The 15711-nt window shown below is 63.7% G+C and carries 15 protein-coding genes and 1 pseudogene; 7 read left to right on the top strand and 9 right to left on the bottom strand.

Annotation, left to right across the window (positions count from 1 at the left end; all coding sequences use genetic code 11):
* Positions 1 to 25 precede the first annotated feature (25 nt).
* Positions 26 to 1201, bottom strand: coding sequence for an amino acid deaminase/aldolase (locus P3G66_RS28080; RefSeq protein ID WP_003945107.1), 1176 nt, complete (start codon positions 1199 to 1201; stop codon positions 26 to 28).
* A 70-nt stretch (positions 1202 to 1271) separates the two neighbouring features.
* Positions 1272 to 1919, bottom strand: a complete 648-nt coding sequence (locus P3G66_RS28075) for a TetR/AcrR family transcriptional regulator (protein ID WP_020908434.1) — start codon at positions 1917 to 1919, stop codon at positions 1272 to 1274.
* A gap of 78 nt (positions 1920 to 1997) precedes the next feature.
* On the opposite strand from P3G66_RS28075, the gene P3G66_RS28070 reads away from it, so the two are divergent.
* Positions 1998 to 3311 (top strand): D-arabinono-1,4-lactone oxidase, encoded by a 1314-nt coding sequence (locus P3G66_RS28070; RefSeq protein WP_054781623.1) that lies wholly within the window; start codon positions 1998 to 2000, stop codon positions 3309 to 3311.
* Between the two features lie 3 nt (positions 3312 to 3314).
* On the opposite strand, the gene P3G66_RS28065 is transcribed toward P3G66_RS28070, so the two are convergent.
* The 4 genes from P3G66_RS28065 to P3G66_RS28050 all read right to left on the bottom strand — a co-directional run bounded on the left by P3G66_RS28065 (position 3315) and on the right by P3G66_RS28050 (position 7172).
* A complete protein-coding gene (locus P3G66_RS28065; RefSeq protein ID WP_003945144.1) occupies positions 3315 to 4280 on the bottom strand; it encodes an adenosine deaminase in 966 nt (321 codons plus the stop codon).
* Positions 4281 to 4287: 7 nt separating this feature from the next.
* Positions 4288 to 5049 carry a crotonase/enoyl-CoA hydratase family protein gene (locus P3G66_RS28060; protein ID WP_276117408.1) on the bottom strand — a complete coding sequence of 254 codons (762 nt, stop codon included), beginning with the start codon at positions 5047 to 5049 and terminating at the stop codon, positions 4288 to 4290.
* Between the two features lie 35 nt (positions 5050 to 5084).
* Positions 5085 to 6278 (bottom strand): AMP-binding protein, encoded by a 1194-nt coding sequence (locus tag P3G66_RS28055; RefSeq protein WP_030536925.1) that lies wholly within the window; start codon positions 6276 to 6278, stop codon positions 5085 to 5087.
* Between the two features lie 93 nt (positions 6279 to 6371).
* Positions 6372 to 7172 carry an enoyl-CoA hydratase/isomerase family protein gene (locus P3G66_RS28050; RefSeq protein ID WP_007736151.1) on the bottom strand — a complete coding sequence of 267 codons (801 nt, stop codon included), beginning with the start codon at positions 7170 to 7172 and terminating at the stop codon, positions 6372 to 6374.
* Here P3G66_RS28050 and P3G66_RS28045 point away from each other — a divergent pair.
* Positions 7171 to 8571: an FAD-binding oxidoreductase gene (locus tag P3G66_RS28045; protein WP_276117407.1), complete on the top strand. Its 1401-nt coding sequence runs from the start codon at positions 7171 to 7173 to the stop codon at positions 8569 to 8571. The two genes, P3G66_RS28050 and P3G66_RS28045, sit on opposite strands and share 2 nt — an antisense overlap.
* Here the strand turns inward: P3G66_RS28045 and P3G66_RS28040 are convergent.
* Complete coding sequence (locus P3G66_RS28040; RefSeq protein WP_003945132.1) at positions 8531 to 10015, bottom strand: DHA2 family efflux MFS transporter permease subunit; 1485 nt, start codon at positions 10013 to 10015, stop codon at positions 8531 to 8533. The genes P3G66_RS28045 and P3G66_RS28040 overlap by 41 nt on opposite strands.
* Positions 10016 to 10017: 2 nt before the next feature.
* Positions 10018 to 10641 (bottom strand): PadR family transcriptional regulator, encoded by a 624-nt coding sequence (locus tag P3G66_RS28035; RefSeq protein ID WP_007736146.1) that lies wholly within the window; start codon positions 10639 to 10641, stop codon positions 10018 to 10020.
* A 126-nt stretch (positions 10642 to 10767) separates the two neighbouring features.
* Here P3G66_RS28035 and P3G66_RS28030 point away from each other — a divergent pair, with 126 nt between their 5' ends.
* Complete coding sequence (locus P3G66_RS28030) at positions 10768 to 11457, top strand: hypothetical protein (RefSeq protein ID WP_007736143.1); 690 nt, start codon at positions 10768 to 10770, stop codon at positions 11455 to 11457.
* A gap of 23 nt (positions 11458 to 11480) precedes the next feature.
* Positions 11481 to 12506 (top strand): annotated as a pseudogene (locus P3G66_RS28025) (glutathione S-transferase C-terminal domain-containing protein); the annotation flags it as partial.
* Between the two features lie 19 nt (positions 12507 to 12525).
* On the opposite strand, the gene P3G66_RS28020 reads toward P3G66_RS28025, so the two are convergent.
* A complete protein-coding gene (locus P3G66_RS28020; RefSeq protein ID WP_003945129.1) occupies positions 12526 to 12936 on the bottom strand; it encodes a VOC family protein in 411 nt (136 codons plus the stop codon).
* Positions 12937 to 13090: 154 nt separating this feature from the next.
* Here P3G66_RS28020 and P3G66_RS28015 point away from each other — a divergent pair, with 154 nt between their 5' ends.
* From P3G66_RS28015 to P3G66_RS28005, 3 genes are all read left to right on the top strand, one after another.
* On the top strand, positions 13091 to 13840 hold the full coding sequence (locus P3G66_RS28015; RefSeq protein WP_003945111.1) for a hypothetical protein: 750 nt from the start codon (positions 13091 to 13093) through the stop codon (positions 13838 to 13840).
* A gap of 68 nt (positions 13841 to 13908) precedes the next feature.
* Entirely contained in the window at positions 13909 to 14910 is a 1002-nt protein-coding gene (locus P3G66_RS28010; RefSeq protein WP_030536929.1) for an ATP-binding cassette domain-containing protein, read from the top strand.
* Positions 14907 to 15680: an ABC transporter permease gene (locus P3G66_RS28005; RefSeq protein ID WP_007736136.1), complete on the top strand. Its 774-nt coding sequence runs from the start codon at positions 14907 to 14909 to the stop codon at positions 15678 to 15680. Before P3G66_RS28010 ends, P3G66_RS28005 begins: the two co-directional genes overlap by 4 nt.
* Positions 15681 to 15711 lie beyond the last annotated feature (31 nt).

Below are 15711 nucleotides of genomic sequence, written 5' to 3'. Positions count from 1 at the left end.
AGCCTGTCTTACCTGAAGCACTGCCCTACCCGAAGCACTGCCCTTCGCCGCGATAGGTGGGAACCGAGGTTCGGGTGCCGTCGGCTTCGACCACGTACACGCGGTCGAAGCGCTCGCACAGCTCGCCGGCCTTGGCGTGACGGAACCACACGCGGTCGCCGATCGCGATGTTGCCGGCTTCCTTCCCGGTGACCGGCGTCTGGACTTCGCCGGCACCTTCGTTACGGAGCAGTTTGAGACCGGCGGGCCAGACCGGTGACGGAACGCGGGTGGCTCCGGCAGGTCCCGACGCGATGTATCCGCCGCCGAAAAGGGTCGTGACCGACGGCGTCGGTTTGCGCACGGCCGACAGCGCGAAGAACAGCGCCGGATCGGGACGGAAGGCACGGTAGCGGTCGAACAGGGTCGGTACGTACAGTCCGGAGCCTGCTGTTACCTCGGTCACCACAGGATCGGCCGAGCTGACCTCCAGCGACCCCGTACCGCCGCTGTTGACGATCTCGAGTGCACCCACGGCATCGGTGACGGCCGCGACCACAGCGCCCCTTCTGGACGCCAGTTCGCGGGCAGAGGCCTTCTTGACCCAACCGATCGGAGCGCTGGTGTCCGGGAGGCCGGCGATCTGGGCTTCGTAGAACATCACTCCGACGACGGAGAATCCGCGTTGGCGCGCACGCGCCGCGAGTGCGGCGACCGCGGCAGGTTCGCGCAGCGGCGAGCGTCGTACGCCTAGATGAATCGGACCGATCCGCAGTGACGCGTCGACGTCGAGACACACCCGGACAGGCGCATCTCCCGTCGACGCCGAACGAATGAGGTCCAACTGCGCATCGTCGTCGACCATCAAGGTGATCGATGCGAGAGCGGTGTCGTCGGCAGCGAGATCCGCGATGGCGCCACGATCGGCGGTCGGGTACCCCATCAGGATGTCCCGTGCGCCCAGCCCGACCAGCCACAGAGCCTCGCGCAGTGAGTACGCCATGATTCCGCGGAATCCGCCGGACGCGGTCAGTGTGTCGCCGAGAGTTTCAGCCAGAACCGTCCGACAACGAACCGATTTGCTCGCCACTCGCACCGGGGTTCCACCGGCACGGCGCACCAGGTCGGCTGCATTACTGCGCAGTGTGGTCAGATCCAGAGCAGCCAGAGGCGGGTCGAGTTCTCGCGTGGCAGCAGTGAGTCGATCAAGGGTCCTGGTCACAGATGATCCAATCGTCGCGGCGTGCGACCAGTCAATCACCAATCCTGGACGTATGTCCAGGATGGCGGTTCTACTGAGGCGCGACCACTGCTTTATTGGCGATTACCTGAACCATTTCTCCGAACTCGGCAATAGTCGCGTCGGAGTCACGATCGACCAGCCATCGCAGAACAAGGCCGTCGATCATTGCAAGACTCAGTCGCGCAATCGAACTCAACGGCTCCGTCCACACCGTGCCCGATATCTTGGCGCACTCTTCGAGAAACGACACCGCGAGCTCATCCATTATTCGGTACTGCTCAAATGCAACCGCCCCAGCACGTTCGGCTCCGAGATTGCGACTACGCAGTGCCTGCGCGGTAATTTCGTAGGTCAACAACTGACGATCCGGGGTTGCCTCGATGGTCGGCCACATTCCGGTCAGGCCGATGTGCAGCAATTCCCTGAGCCCCTGCACGCCACTGAGATCCGGCGCGTGGCGGACCTGCGCGAACGCATACTGCATCGACGCACTGAGTTGCAGAATGAGCGTTTCACCCATTGCCGCGATCAGCGCTTCCTTGCTCTCGAAGCAGTAATGAACGACGCCGAGCGATACCCCGGCCTCCTCTGCCACCGCCCTTACCGTCACAGAACTGACACCGCGCTGTTCCGCAATAGACAAGGCGGACTCGACCAATTGTGTGCGGCGTTCGTCCGCCGGGAGCCTGTTCAGCATCCAATGATCGTAGAACGCAAATGACAAAATCTTCGCGCAATACTTGCCTGGACGACCGTCCAAGTACATTATTGCGTAATGGCTTCGGACACTTGGCAGAACTGGGCGGGCACTCAAAGCGCCGCGCCGCGTCGCTTTGCGACGCCGACAAATACCCGTGAACTTTCGTCGTTGGTCGCCGAGGCCGCCTCGCGTGGCCAACGTGTGAAGGCCGTCGGCGCCGGCCACTCGTTCACCGGTGTCGCGGTCACTGACGGTGTCCTCGTCAGCCTGGACAACTTGAGCGGAATCGACTCGATCACACCGACCGACGACGGTGCGCTGGTCACTGTTTTTGCAGGCACTCGCCTTCATGCTCTCAACGACGCCTTGTGGCAACGCGGATATGCGATGGCCAATCTCGGTGACATCGACGTCCAGTCACTGGCCGGCGCGACGTCCACCGGCACACACGGCACCGGCGCACGATTCGGCGGTATCGCCACGCAGATTCGCGGAATCGAGATCGTTCTCGCCGACGGATCCGTCGTTACCGCAAGCGCCGACGAAAACGTCGAATTGTTCGAAGCAGGCCGCCTCGGATTGGGCGCAATCGGCATCATTTCGAAGATCACTCTCGCCTGCGTCCCGCGATTCACACTTCGCGCAATCGAGGAACCCGACACGCTGTCTCACATACTGGACACCCTCGAGAGCGATCGTCTGGGCTTGGACCACTTCGAGTTTTACTGGTTTCCGCACACCGACCGTGTCCTGACGAAGAGCAATACGCGACTGCCCGGAGATACCGAACCCGATCCAGTGGGCAAGGTCCGCGCGTTCGTCGACGACGAACTCCTCTCGAACACACTCTTCGAAGGCGTCAACCGCGTTGCCACCCTGGCGCCGGCCGCGATCCCGAGAATCAACAACGTGTCGTCTCGATTGCTCGGCGCCCGGGAGTTCACCGATCGCAGCTACCGAGTATTCGCGTCTTCGCGCCGGGTGAAGTTCAAGGAGATGGAATACGCGATCCCCCGCGAACACGTCACCGAGACACTCCACGAAATCGACCGCTGGATGAAGAAGTCCGGAACCAACGTCGCATTCCCCGTCGAAGTACGTTTTGCTGCCGCCGACGACCTCTGGCTCTCCACTGCTCACGGACGCGACACCGCATACATCGCCGTACACCAGTACCACCGACGACCCGAAACCGAATACTTCGCCGCGGTGGAAGCCATCGCGCGCGCCGTCGACGGCCGGCCGCATTGGGGAAAAATGCACAACCGGACCGTCGACGACCTGCGTCCTACGTACGACCGACTCGACGACTTTGTCGCCGTTCGAGACAAGTACGACGCGAATCGTGTGTTCGACAACGAATACTTGCGTCAGGTACTCGGCGACTGACGGTCAGTGCCGCAGCAGTTCCGCTTTTCGCGCATCGCTCGCAAACGAGGCCTTGATCGAGTTCCGGGCGAGGGTGTCTCGCTCGGCCTCCGTCAGACCCAGGGCTCGGCCCAGTTCGGTGAAATTGTCGTCGACATATCCCCCGAAGTAGGCCGGGTCGTCGGAGTTGACCGTGACGATCAAACCCATCTCGAGCATCGATCGAAGCGGATGATCCGACAGCGAATCGAACACCCGCAGACGAACGTTCGACAACGGGCAGACCGTCAGTGGAATCTCCTCGTCGACCAGACGCTCGATCAGGGCAGGATCCTCGAGTGCCCGGACTCCGTGGTCGATCCGCTCGGCGCCGAGAATGTCGAGCGCCTGCCAGATGTACTCGGGCGGTCCCTCTTCACCGGCGTGAGCCACAACGTGCAAACCCTCGGCACGCGCGCGGGCGAACACGTCCTCGAACAGTGACGGCGGGTTGCCGACCTCCGCGGAGTCGAGTCCGAGCCCGACGATCGGAGCCTGCAGGCGAATTATCTCGGAGAAGATCTCCTCGGCGTCCTTGACGGGCTGATCTCGGAGGATGGCGGCGATTGCCGCGCTGCTGAGCCCGAACTCGCGCTCACTCGATGCCACCGCATCCATGATCCCGTCCAGGACCTCGGTCAGCGGAACACCACGGACCACGTGCGCCTGTGGATTGAAGAAGAACTCGGCATGCGCGACGCCGGCGGCAGCCGCGCGGCGGAAGTACGCTCGCGTCAGGTCGGCAAAATCCTCCGCGGTGCGCAGGACGGCCATGTTGGCGAAGTAGAGATCGAGGAACGACTGCAGATCGGTGAACTCGTACCTCGACTTCAGATCGTCGATGTCCTTGTACGGCAAGTCCATTCGATTGCGCTCGGCAAGTCGGTAAATCTGTTCGGGTTCCAGAGAACCCTCGATGTGCATGTGCAGCTCTGCGACAGGTGTAGCCATGTCGGTGTTACCGCCCCTTCCAGACCGGGGCGCGCTTCTCGGCGAACGCCGTCGCGCCCTCGCGTGCATCTTCGGACGCGAACACCGGCGCCATGACCTGCAACTGCTTCGCGAAAGCTTCGTCGTCGGACCAACCGCCGGCCTTGACGACGATCTCCTTGGTGACCGCAACCGCGAGCGGTCCGTTGCGGGTGATGCGATCAGCCAGCTCCAGCGCGCCTTCGAGCGCCTTACCCGGCTCGGTCAACGTGTTCACGAAGCCGTAGCGGTAGGCCTCCTCGGCTGTGAAACTGTCACCGGTCAGGGCCAGTTCCAATGCCTTCTGGTACGGAATCCGCTTGGGCAGGCGCAACAATCCGCCTCCACCTGCGACCAGCCCTCGCTTGACCTCCGGGATACCGAACTTCGCTTCGGACGACGCGACCACCAGGTCGGTGGCAAGCACGAGTTCCGTGCCGCCTGCCAACGCGAAGCCCTCGACCGCCGAAATGATCGGCTTACGCGGCGGCCCTTCCGTGAATCCGAGACCGCGTCCCGGCACGAGTACGTTCTCGCCGGCCACGAATGCCTTCAGATCCATACCGGCACAGAAGTTTCCGCCGGCCCCTGTCAGCACCGCCAAGGACAGATCGTCGTCCGCATCGAGCTCTTCGACCGCAGCGGCCAATGCGTGACTGACCGCCGAGTTGATGGCGTTACGCGCCTCGGGCCGGTTGATGGTGATGATCAGTGTCCGCCCGCGCCGCTCGGTGAGAACCTCGTCCGCCATGATGTCCCTCTCGTTTGTCGACCACGCTCGCGTGACTACGCGACGTTGCGTTCGACAATACGGACGAAGCCATCGGGGTCGATCTGCGCGGTGTCGTGAGTGCAGAACCACCCCTGGGTGAACCTCGTCGAGGTCGCTTGCGGCGAGTTCCAATACCGACGCGTGACACTCGGTCCACGGCACAGCAACTCACCGAAACCACCTGGAGCATCCGGGCCGTACAACGCCACTTCCATTCCACCGAAAGCGATTCCGACGCTTCCGAGGTGGGTGGGCGCCGACTCGGTTGGCAGAATGAGACCAGCCCCACAGGTCTCGGTTTTGCCCCACCCGATCACATGCCGAGCGGCCGGGAACAGGGTCAGCAGCTTGGATTCCTGTTCGGCCGTGATCGGCGACCCGCTGCAATCGATCCACTGAACCGACCTCGAACCGGCACGCGCCGCCGGTCCAAGGGTGAGCAACCGTGGCTCGAGCAGGTCCTCGGGCCGCCCGGTCACGATGTCGACGGTATGCACACTCTCACGCCAGAAGTCGCCGGCGAGGACCACCGTTCCACCGACCACCAACGTCGCGAGCACGTGCACGAATTGCCGTACCGACTTGAAGTCATTGTCCACCAACAGATTGCGCACACCTTCGACGCCGTAATCGCGCGAGTGCAGAATGCCGACGATGGCGGAGAGCACGTTCTCGTTGCTCAACTCGACGCCCAGCATTTCACCCGAAGAATCGGCGGTGTACGCGAGGATCGCCATCTCCTCCGGGGCGGCACCGTCGTCGATGAACGGAACACCGTGTGGGAGTTCCCCGTCGAGCACCAACACCGAGCCACTGTCCGCGATGACGAAGTCCGCCGCGTCGTCGCTCAGATGAACACCCACGGAGACTGGAACACCGCCGGCGAGAATGACGCCGAGGCACGCCTCCATCCACCTCACCCCGGCGGCGACGCGAATGGCCACACGGTCACCGATCTCGACGCCTCGCGACTTCAGCCCACCTGCGACCCGCGACGCCTCGGCCCACAACTCCGCGAAGGTGACCTGCTCGCCGTCGACCTCCTCCACCGCGATGCGTGAGGAGAATCGATGAACGGCGATATCAAGGAGTTCGGACAGCGACGGGTCGAGTTGGCTGTACCGAAGCACCCCGTCACCCGCACGGGTGACACGGGCGTCGGCGAGGAGCTGAGTCGAACACGGGTATTCCACAAGCGTCGACCGCATCGATACCTCCACGTCACTGACAACCCACCGGCCATTCGACTATATGACGTGGATCACAGTTCGTGGAGGTCTCTGGCGATAATCGTCGCAAACTTACTTTCCGGAGTAGACCGCTTTGCCCGGTCCGACCTCGAGGAAACTGCGGACAGCGCCGCGTAGGTCATCGGTGGCGAACAGCGCACCGGACACCCCGGGAGTCACCGAATCCGCGTGGGCGATCCCGCCGGAACGCCAGGCCGCCACGATCTGCTTGGTGGCATCGTGGGCTCGCGTGGGCCCGTCCGCCAACCGGGCCGCCAGGGCACGCGCCGCAGCATCGACATCGTCGTGAACGGCATTGACGACGCCCCACGAGTGCAGAGTTGCGGCGTCGTAGAGATCGCCGGTCATGACCAACTCCCGAGCCCGTCCGGAACCGGCGCGCTCGGCCAAACGCTGCGGTCCACCCATGGACGGCGTCAGACCGACCACTGTCTCGACCAGTCCGAACTTCGCCTTCGGCGCCGCGAGGATGATGTCGCAGGCCAAGGAGATCTCGAAGGCAGCAGTCAGCGTCAGCCCGTGCGCCGCGTAGATGACCGGGCACGGCAACGCCTCGAGCGGATGGCAGATCTGGGCGAACAGTTCGCGCCACAATTCCGCTCCCTGCTCCGGGTTCAGTCCGTCGAACACATGGACGTCGACGCCGGCCGAGTTGACCTTGCCCTCGGCGCGCAGAAGCACAGCGCGCGGTGGGTTTTCGGTCAGCGCTGCAACATCGGCGATGACGGCGTCGAACATGGCCTGATCGAACAGATTGAGTGGTCCGTGCGCGAACGTCAGGACAGCCACCTCGGCACCACCATCGGTGGTGAAGCGCTCGAGGCGGGTGGGATGCGATTCGGGAGCAGTCATGCCGCCACACTGCCACATCGAACCGGCCTACGATCGTCGGGTGGACGGTCTGAGAAATGCACTCGCGGACGTTGTGGGACACCGGTTCGTCGTCGACGACGCCGACGTATTGGCGACCCGTTCCACCGACCAGACAGGGCGCTACAGCGGGCGCGCCAGCGCTCTGGTCCGACCCGGAAATACCGCCGAAGTCTCGGCAGTGCTGAACGTGTGCCGCTCGCGCGGCGTACCGGTCACCGTTCAGGGCGGGCGAACCGGTCTGGTCGCCGGGACGGTGCCCGAGCACGACGACGTCCTGCTCTCCACCGAACGCCTCGAGGCGATCGGCGAAGTCGATGTTGCCGCCGGTCGGATCGCCGTCGGTGCGGGAGCGACACTCGCGCAGGTACATTCGGCGGCCGCCGCCGCCCGCCTGAAATTCGGGGTGGACATAGCTTCTCGGGATACAGCGACGATCGGCGGCATGGTCTCCACCAATGCCGGTGGGCTGCACACGGTTCGATACGGGAACATGGCCGAACAGGTGCTCGGCCTCGAGGTGGTGCTCCCCGACGGGACCACGGTGCGCCGGTCACCGAAAGTGTTGTCCGACAATTCCGGATACAACCTGCCCGCACTGTGGGTGGGCAGCGAGGGAACTCTTGGTGTTGTCACGGCGGTCGATCTGAAACTACGTCGGGTACCGACTCACCGGGTCACGACGCTGACCGGTTTCGACAGACTGCAAGACGTCGTGGACGCGGGGCGCACGTTGCGCACTCTCGACGGGGTCGACGCACTCGAATTGTTGGACGGGCGCGGTCTCGAACTGGCCGCACGCCATTTGAACGCTGCGGTGCCGACGGGGCGGGCGTGGTACCTGCTCGCCGAGGTGTCCGCGGCCCACGATCCGCTGGAAGACCTGGCCGAGCTGCTCGAACGCATCGACCCACCGGAGACCCCGGCCGTGGCGGTCGACGATCCCGGCTCGACGCGTTTGTGGGCGGCGCGGGAGTGTTTCGCCGAAGTGGTCGGACTGTTCGGTCCCCCACTGAAATTCGACGCGGCGCTTCCGCTGGACTCGCTTGCCACCTTCGCCGAGGACGCCGCGGCGGTGATCGCGAGTCGTGCCCCCGAGGCAATTCCGATCCTCTTCGGACATGTCGCCGAGGGAAATATCCACCTCAACGTCCTGAACTGCCCGAACGCCGACACCGTGTACCGCAGCGTCCTCGAACTGGTTCGCGATCACGGCGGAAACGTCAGTTCCGAGCACGGGGTGGGCTCGCTCAAACGCAACTATCTGGACCTGGCCCTCTCTGCGGAGGACATAGCCACGATGTGGGCGATCAAGCGAGCCCTGGACCCGAGCGACTATCTCAATCGTGCAGTGATGTTTCCCGACGCGCTTCGGCACTGACGGCCATCGCGTCGTCGTGTGCGTCGCCGCGCAGAGGCCGAGCGAAGCACACCGAAGCGACGAAGCCGATGAGCAGCACGCCTGCGGGCAGCCAAATCGACTCCGACATCGCCGTGCTGAACGGTTCACGGACGAACTCGGGTAGGTGACCCACTCCGGCTTCGGAACTGCCGCCGGTCAGACCCTGAGCCGCCAATCGTGCGGTGATCAGTGCTCCGATCGCGGCACTGCCGAGAACCGCACCCACCTGCCGGGTGGTGTTGTAGACGCCGGCGCCGGCGCCGGCCTGCATCGGAGGCAGGTTGTGTGTGGCGGTGGCCGCGAGCGGTGACCAGATGCATGCGTTGGCGAAGCCGATCAGGCCGATCGGCAGGAGCAGTTCCCAGATCGCGACGTCGGGAGACATCACCAGTGCGAGCCAGCCCAGGGCGATCGCGAACAGCAGGAAGCCGGTGCCCGCGATGTAGCGCGGATGCGTCTTGTCGACGAGCTTGCCGATGATCGGCGCAAAAATGCCGGTCAGCACGGCCATCGGAACGAGGAGGAGCGCCGACTGCGTCGGGGAGAGTCCGCGAACTGCCTGGGTGTAGAACATCAGCGGAAGGACCATCGACGTGATCGCGAAGCCCATCGCGGTGATCGCGACGTTGGCGAGCGAGAAGTTGCGGTCCTTGAAGAGTTCGAGTGGGAGCAAGGGCTCGTTCTTGTTGCGCGACTGGTAGAACACGAACACCGCGAGCAACACCACACCGGCGCCGATCAGGCTCCAGACGAATCCGTTCCAGTCGTACGAACTGCCTTCCTGGATTCCGAACACGAGCAGGAACATGCCTGCGGCGCTGAGAATCACGCCGGGGATGTCGAACTTGTGCTCGCTGGTCGGCAACGACGGAACAAGCTTCCACGCGAGGAGGAAGGCGATGACACCGACCGGGACGTTGACGATGAAGATCCATTCCCAGCCGAGATTGTCGACCAACACACCACCGGCAAGCGGACCGACCAGCGTCGCAACACCGGCAACCGCGCCCCACAGGCCCATTGCGGCGCCACGCTTGTTCGGCGCGAACGTGCGTGTGATGACGGCCATCGTCTGAGGCGTCATCATTGCGGCGCCCAGACCCTGGAAAGCTCTTGCCACGATGAGCATCTCGACGCTGCCGGACAGACCACACCACAGTGAAGCGCCGGTGAACAGTACGAGGCCGATCATGTACAGGTTCTTCGGTCCGAACCTGTCACCGAGCCGGCCGGTGACGAGCAGCGGCACCGCGTACGCCAGTAGGTACGCGCTGGTGACCCAGACGACCTTGTTGATGTCGGTGCCGAGGTCCTCCATGATCGCAGGGTTGGCGACAGCGACGATGGTGCTGTCCACCAGAATCATGAAGAACCCGATACACAGCGCCCACAGCGCGTGCCAGGGATTGACCTGCTTTTCCATCTTCAGTCCTTAGGTAGTGCGGACGAGCCTGCGGAGCCGGCCAGCCGGTCGAGAAGTTCTTGTGAGAGCCAGGGCATTTCGCCGCTCTCGATGTCAGTCACCAACGCGCCGATCCACTCTCTTTCGGCGACGGTCAGTGCGTGGGCGTAGTCCGCGCCCACCGTGAAGATTCGTGGTTTTTCCGCCGCCTTCAGCGCTTCGTAGTCGGCCTCGAATTTCGCGATCGTCTTGTCGAGGTGCGCGAGACGAATTCGAAGCATCTGACACGCGGTGGACGCGGAGAGGTTGTGCATTTCGGCGAGCGCGAGCGGCAACCGCGGATACTCCCGCACCGGAACCGCCAACATCTCACGTAGTTGATGCTCGAGGGCCTCACGGCCCCGGGCGGTGATCTCGTACGTCGTCCGTTCGGGCCGGTTGCCCTCACGATCGGTCCCGATCGAAGCCAGAAGTTCCTGCTTCTCCAACCGGGAAACCGTGTGATAGAGCGATCCCGGCTTGATCTTCACCAACTGATCGCCCCGGCGAACCGAGGCCAGTTGATACATCTCGTACGGATGCATCGAACGCTCGGACAGCAGGCCCAGAACGGTAATTCCCAGAGGCGTCAGTGACACGTCACCCATGAGTCCCCCTCCCTGACAAGCCGCAATTGACTATTTCTTGACTATTCCACCTGAAATAGTCCAGATGGAATATACGACCTCTGTCCATCTCGATCAACCCGTTCGAATCGGACTAGCCTGTAGCGAGTGGACGAACATCACCTCGACATCATCCGACTCGCTTGGGCACGTGAACTGGGCCTCGGCGACTCGGCACTTCGGCCGGCACACACGGCCCGCGTCGTCGGCGACGACATCCACGTTCTCGATCTGGCAGGCTCAGGTGCGATCGTCGGGCCGCAGTGGTTCATCGAGCGCACCGAGGACATCTCCGTCGACGCCCTGCTGCAACCGGCGCGTCTGCTCGAGATCGCCGGCGATCACGGCGGCAGAATCACCGGCCCCGTCGATCTCGCTTTCCTCGGCGACTACACGGACGCGCCGCCCGACGAGCAACTACTGATTTCCCACGACATCGACGACGCCCTCGCCGTCGCTGCGCTGTGCCCACCCGACGACAGCACCACAGCCGACCTCGGGAACCGGACGCGGTGGTTCACCGCCCTCACCGATTCCGCCGAGGTGCTCGGATGCGCGGCATACTCCGAATTTCAGGGATTCGTGGCAGATCTCACGACCCTGACTGCTCCAGCGCATCGCCGTCACGGAATCGGCTGCGCAGTAACGCTTCTCGCTGCGGAGGACGCTCTCGATTCCGGATTGATCCCGCAGCTACGCACAAGTCGCGGCAGTGCGATCGGAGCGACGCTTCCACGTAAAGCCAAATTCGACGTTCTGGGGGCATACGCTCGGGTACACGTGCACCTGCCCAGTTGACACTCGAACGAGAGGGACCGCAGATGAGTACGGAAGACGGCGCGAGCGAACCGACATTCGTCGAAGAGGGTCGTGAATTCAAACGCGACACCAACTACATCCCGACCCGGATCACCGAGGACGGCCGCGACGGTTACCCCGTCGAACCCGGGCGATACCGGTTGATCGTGGCACGTGCCTGCCCGTGGGCAAACCGCGCCATCATCGTCCGCCGCCTGCTCGGCCTCGAAGACGTACTGTCGATGGGCATCTGCGGTCCGGTTCACGACAAGCGAAGCTGGACTTTCGATCTCGACCCGGGCGGCGTCGATCCCGTACTGAAGATCCCGCGACTGCAGGACGCATACTTCGCCCGAGATCCCCACTACCCCAGGGGAATCACGGTGCCCGCCATGGTGGAGATCGCCACGGGCAAGGTGATCACGAACGACTACCCACAGATCACCCTCGACTTCTCGACGCAATGGAAGAAGTACCACCGCGAAGGCGCACCGGATCTGTACCCGGAGCCTCTGCGAAACGAAATCGACGAAGTGGCCGAGTACGTTTTTCGCGACGTCAACAACGGCGTCTACCGCTGCGGTTTCGCCGGTTCACAGCAGGCGTACGACGAGGCATACAACACGCTGTTCGCTCGCCTCGACTGGCTCACCGAACGTCTTGCCCGGCAACGTTTCCTGGTGGGCGACACCATCACCGAAGCCGATGTGCGCCTGTTCACCACGCTGGCGCGGTTCGATCCCGTCTATCACGGCCACTTCAAGTGCAACAGAAGCAAACTCAGCGAGATGCCGGTGCTGTGGGACTACGCGCGCGATCTGTTCCAAACCCCCGGATTCGGTGACACCATCGACTTCACACAGATCAAAGCGCACTACTACATCGTGCATTCCGAGATCAATCCCTCCGGAATCGTGTCCAAGGGACCGGAATTGACACACTGGCTCGAACCGCACGGACGCGAACAGTTGGGTGGCCGACCGTTCGGGGACGGCACACCACCTCATCCGCCCATCCCGTCGGAAGTGGTTCCGGCAGAGCACTGGGCCACCAGGTGGGTCGCGGGGGCTACTCCCCTGCGTACGTGCCGAAACTCCAGTACACACCTTCGGGATCACGGCAGGTGAACCCCCGCGAACCGTAGTCCTCGTCGCGCAATCCCTGCGTGATCGTGGCGCCCGCCGCGACAGCGCGTTCGTGGAGTGCATCGGCGGCGTCCGCGTCGTCCACGACGATGTACACCGAACCGATTCCAGGCGGCAGGCCGGCGATCGCAGAATCGGTGCGCGGCGAACCCAACATGATGCCGCCACCGCCCGGCCAGTCGAGTTGGGCGTGGTCCACCACGTCTCCCTCTCCGTAGACGGCCTTCTCCACGAAACCGAAGGTGCTCACCAGAAAGTGGATTGCCGCACGGGCGTCGAGGTAGCGCAGCGTCGGCCAGATGGTCGTCGAACGAGATTCCGAAGTGGCGGTCATAACACTCGAACTCCTGCCTGGGAAAACTCACGAAGAAAACCGAGTCTCGTACGAGCCTATGGCCCCGGTGATCACCGCCGCCAGCGAAAACTTCACCTATTCTCGAGATACGGTCCACCTCGCTTCAGAGGAGGACAACTGTGGAGGGGCAGCAATGAGCAAGTCGACGAACAACGACAGCGGGCGTATCGAGAAGGTCCTCGTTTCCGTTCTCGACAACGGAAGCCGCCTGCAAGCGCCCGCAGTGGCCAAATACGTCAACCATGTCCGTAAGGCCCACCCCGACGAGTCACCTGCTCAGATCGTCGAGCGGATGGAGAAGATGTTCATTCTCGCCGTGACCGGAAGCGGCAGTGCCGTCGGCGCCACCGCCGCCGTGCCGGGCGTCGGAACGGTCGCGTCCATCGCTGCCGTCGGTGCGGAATCGGCTTTCTTCCTCGAGGCGTCAGCGCTGCTGACGTTGGCAATTGCGTCAGTGCATGGAATCTCCGTACAGGATCACCAGCAACGACGTGCCCTGGTCCTGGCAGTCGCCCTCGGCGAATCCGGTATGGAGATCGTGCAGAAGGCCACCGGAATCACAGCCAAGAATTGGGGAACGGCAATCACGAGCAAGATTCCCGGACCCACGATGAGGGGAATGAACAGCACCCTCGTGCGGAAATTCGTGACCAAGTACGCCGCGAAGCGCAGCGCACTGATCCTCGGCAAGCTCGTTCCGGCCGGAATCGGTGCGGTCATCGGCGGTGCAGGCAACCGTGCAATCGGCAAGGGCGTCGTCAAGAATGCGCGCGAAGCCTTCGGACCGGCACCGGCCAGGTGGACCGACCACCTGATCGTGATGCCTGCCGACGATGCCGCAGTGCTTCCCCAGACGGAGACACGCCGGGCCATCCGCAGATAGCTGTCCGGGCCGTAGGCTCGCATCACGTATTCGCCGCCGACCCGGGAGCAGCATTGACGAACACCGCAATGGGATCCTTCTCTGCCCCCATCGAGATTCGTGGGTTGACGAAGACGTTCAAGGCGGCGCGCGCGGTCAACGACCTGAGCTTCGACGTTCAGGCGGGCTCGATCACCGGGTTTCTCGGTCCGAACGGTTCGGGCAAGACGACCACGTTGCGGATGCTCCTCGGACTGGTGTCACCGACGTCGGGATCGGCCACGATCAACGGCACCCCGATGCGTTTGCTGCCAAACCCGGCTCGGACCGTCGGCGCAGTACTCGACGTCGGCAGTCTCCATCCGAAACGAACGGCCCTCGGACACCTCGAGATCTACGCGGCCGCTATCGGCATGCCGACTCAGCGCGCGGCGCAGGTGCTGGACATGGTCGGTCTGAGATCGGTCGGAGCCCACAAGACCGGCACCTTCTCGCTCGGGATGCGCCAACGCCTGATCCTTGCCACCGCGATGCTCGGTGATCCCGAGATCCTCGTGCTCGACGAACCCGCGAACGGACTCGACCCCGAGGGCATGGCGTGGCTTCGTCAGTTCCTGCAGACCTTCGCCGGTTCCGGCCGAACGGTTCTGATCTCGAGTCACGCGCTTCGTGAAGTGGAAGCGACCGTCGACAGCGTGGTCATCGTCAGCGCCGGCTCACTCGTCTACCAAGGGACCATGGACGAACTTCGCCGCTCGCAGCGCAGTCGACTGCTCGTCTCGTGTTCCAACCCAGCGCTCCTCGCCACGGCATTGGCCGCTCGCGGAATCATCGACGCCCAGATCACGCAGGACGGACGGCTCGCCGTGGGCGGCACCGACACGTCGGTGCTCCCACCGGTGGCATCCGCCGCCGGTGTCACGATCTTCGGCGTCGCAACCGAAGGCGCAGATCTCGAGCAACTGTTCCTCGCGATGACAACACCGCAGTACGCGGTTCCCCAGGTCGGATACCACCGCCCACCCGGTCCCGGTTCCGGACCGGGCTATTACGGCCCTGCCGCATACGGACCTTCCGGAGGACACCGATGACCACGCTCGTGCGCGCGGAGACACTCAAAGTTCTCACCCTGCGCTACTGGTGGGCACTGGCCATCGCACCGGTCGTCGTGGCCGTGCTGATTGCTGCCTCCACCAGGACGTTCGTCGAAGCCGTGGCCGATTCGGCAGACACCACCTTCGACGTCGATGTCGTGTCCACCGGCGTCAGCCTCGGTGTCTCCAACACGCTTGTCCTGGTGTTCGCGGCTGTCTTCGGAGCACTCACCGCCGGATCCGAATTCGGCTACAAAACTCTCACCACGACGTTCCTCACAGCTCGCGGCCGTGACGGAGTTCTCGGCGCAAAACTTGCCGTCGTCGCGGTATTCGCCGTCGGCTACGCGTTGGCGGTCGAAGTAGTCAGCATCGGCGCGATGTTGCTCTTCGGCCGGGACTTCAGCTTCACCACCGATCTCTTCGCCATCTGCGCCGCAGGCATTCTGGCGTGCGCTCTGTGGGCACTGCTCGGCGCCGGGGTGGCACTGCTCACCGGTTCGTCGATGGCCGGTGCCCTCTCGGTCATCCTGTGGTTCGTCTTCGGTGAATGGATCGTCCGCGCAGTGCTGCTCGCGATGGATCTCGGCGGGGTCGGGGCCGCGCTTCCGGTGTCGGCCACGATCGGCACGATCATCAATGCGGCCCCGTCGATCGACGTCGACGCGTTTGCGTCCTGGCCGAGCGGCCCGATGATGCTGGCAGCTTGGGTGGTTCTGTTCTGCGGGCTCGGTTGGCTGCGGACCAGGACCCGCGACATCACCTGAAAAGGCTGTCTGGGGCCGGGTCTACCGTGGA

Origin of the sequence: Rhodococcus sp. C3V, from assembly GCF_029269915.1 — a bacterium.
GTDB classification, from domain to species: domain Bacteria; phylum Actinomycetota; class Actinomycetes; order Mycobacteriales; family Mycobacteriaceae; genus Rhodococcus_F; species Rhodococcus_F qingshengii.
The sequence above is the reverse complement of the archived record's forward strand: the minus strand, read 5'-3'. Positions and strand labels throughout refer to the sequence as shown.

Excerpts from the sequence above, each read along its gene's own strand:
- P3G66_RS28075 (WP_020908434.1), bottom strand. The coding sequence starts at position 1,919 with ATGCTGAACAGGCTCCCGGCGGACGAACGCCGCACACAATTGGTCGAG.
- P3G66_RS28070 (WP_054781623.1), top strand. The coding sequence starts at position 1,998 with ATGGCTTCGGACACTTGGCAGAACTGGGCGGGCACTCAAAGCGCCGCG.
- P3G66_RS28065 (WP_003945144.1), bottom strand. The coding sequence starts at position 4,280 with ATGGCTACACCTGTCGCAGAGCTGCACATGCACATCGAGGGTTCTCTG.
- P3G66_RS28060 (WP_276117408.1), bottom strand. The coding sequence starts at position 5,049 with ATGGCGGACGAGGTTCTCACCGAGCGGCGCGGGCGGACACTGATCATC.
- P3G66_RS28055 (WP_030536925.1), bottom strand. The coding sequence starts at position 6,278 with ATGCGGTCGACGCTTGTGGAATACCCGTGTTCGACTCAGCTCCTCGCC.
- P3G66_RS28045 (WP_276117407.1), top strand. The coding sequence starts at position 7,171 with ATGCCGCCACACTGCCACATCGAACCGGCCTACGATCGTCGGGTGGAC.
- P3G66_RS28050 (WP_007736151.1), bottom strand. The coding sequence starts at position 7,172 with ATGACTGCTCCCGAATCGCATCCCACCCGCCTCGAGCGCTTCACCACC.
- P3G66_RS28040 (WP_003945132.1), bottom strand. The coding sequence starts at position 10,015 with ATGGAAAAGCAGGTCAATCCCTGGCACGCGCTGTGGGCGCTGTGTATC.
- P3G66_RS28035 (WP_007736146.1), bottom strand. The coding sequence starts at position 10,641 with ATGGGTGACGTGTCACTGACGCCTCTGGGAATTACCGTTCTGGGCCTG.
- P3G66_RS28020 (WP_003945129.1), bottom strand. The coding sequence starts at position 12,936 with ATGACCGCCACTTCGGAATCTCGTTCGACGACCATCTGGCCGACGCTG.
- P3G66_RS28015 (WP_003945111.1), top strand. The coding sequence starts at position 13,091 with ATGAGCAAGTCGACGAACAACGACAGCGGGCGTATCGAGAAGGTCCTC.
- P3G66_RS28010 (WP_030536929.1), top strand. The coding sequence starts at position 13,909 with ATGGGATCCTTCTCTGCCCCCATCGAGATTCGTGGGTTGACGAAGACG.
- P3G66_RS28005 (WP_007736136.1), top strand. The coding sequence starts at position 14,907 with ATGACCACGCTCGTGCGCGCGGAGACACTCAAAGTTCTCACCCTGCGC.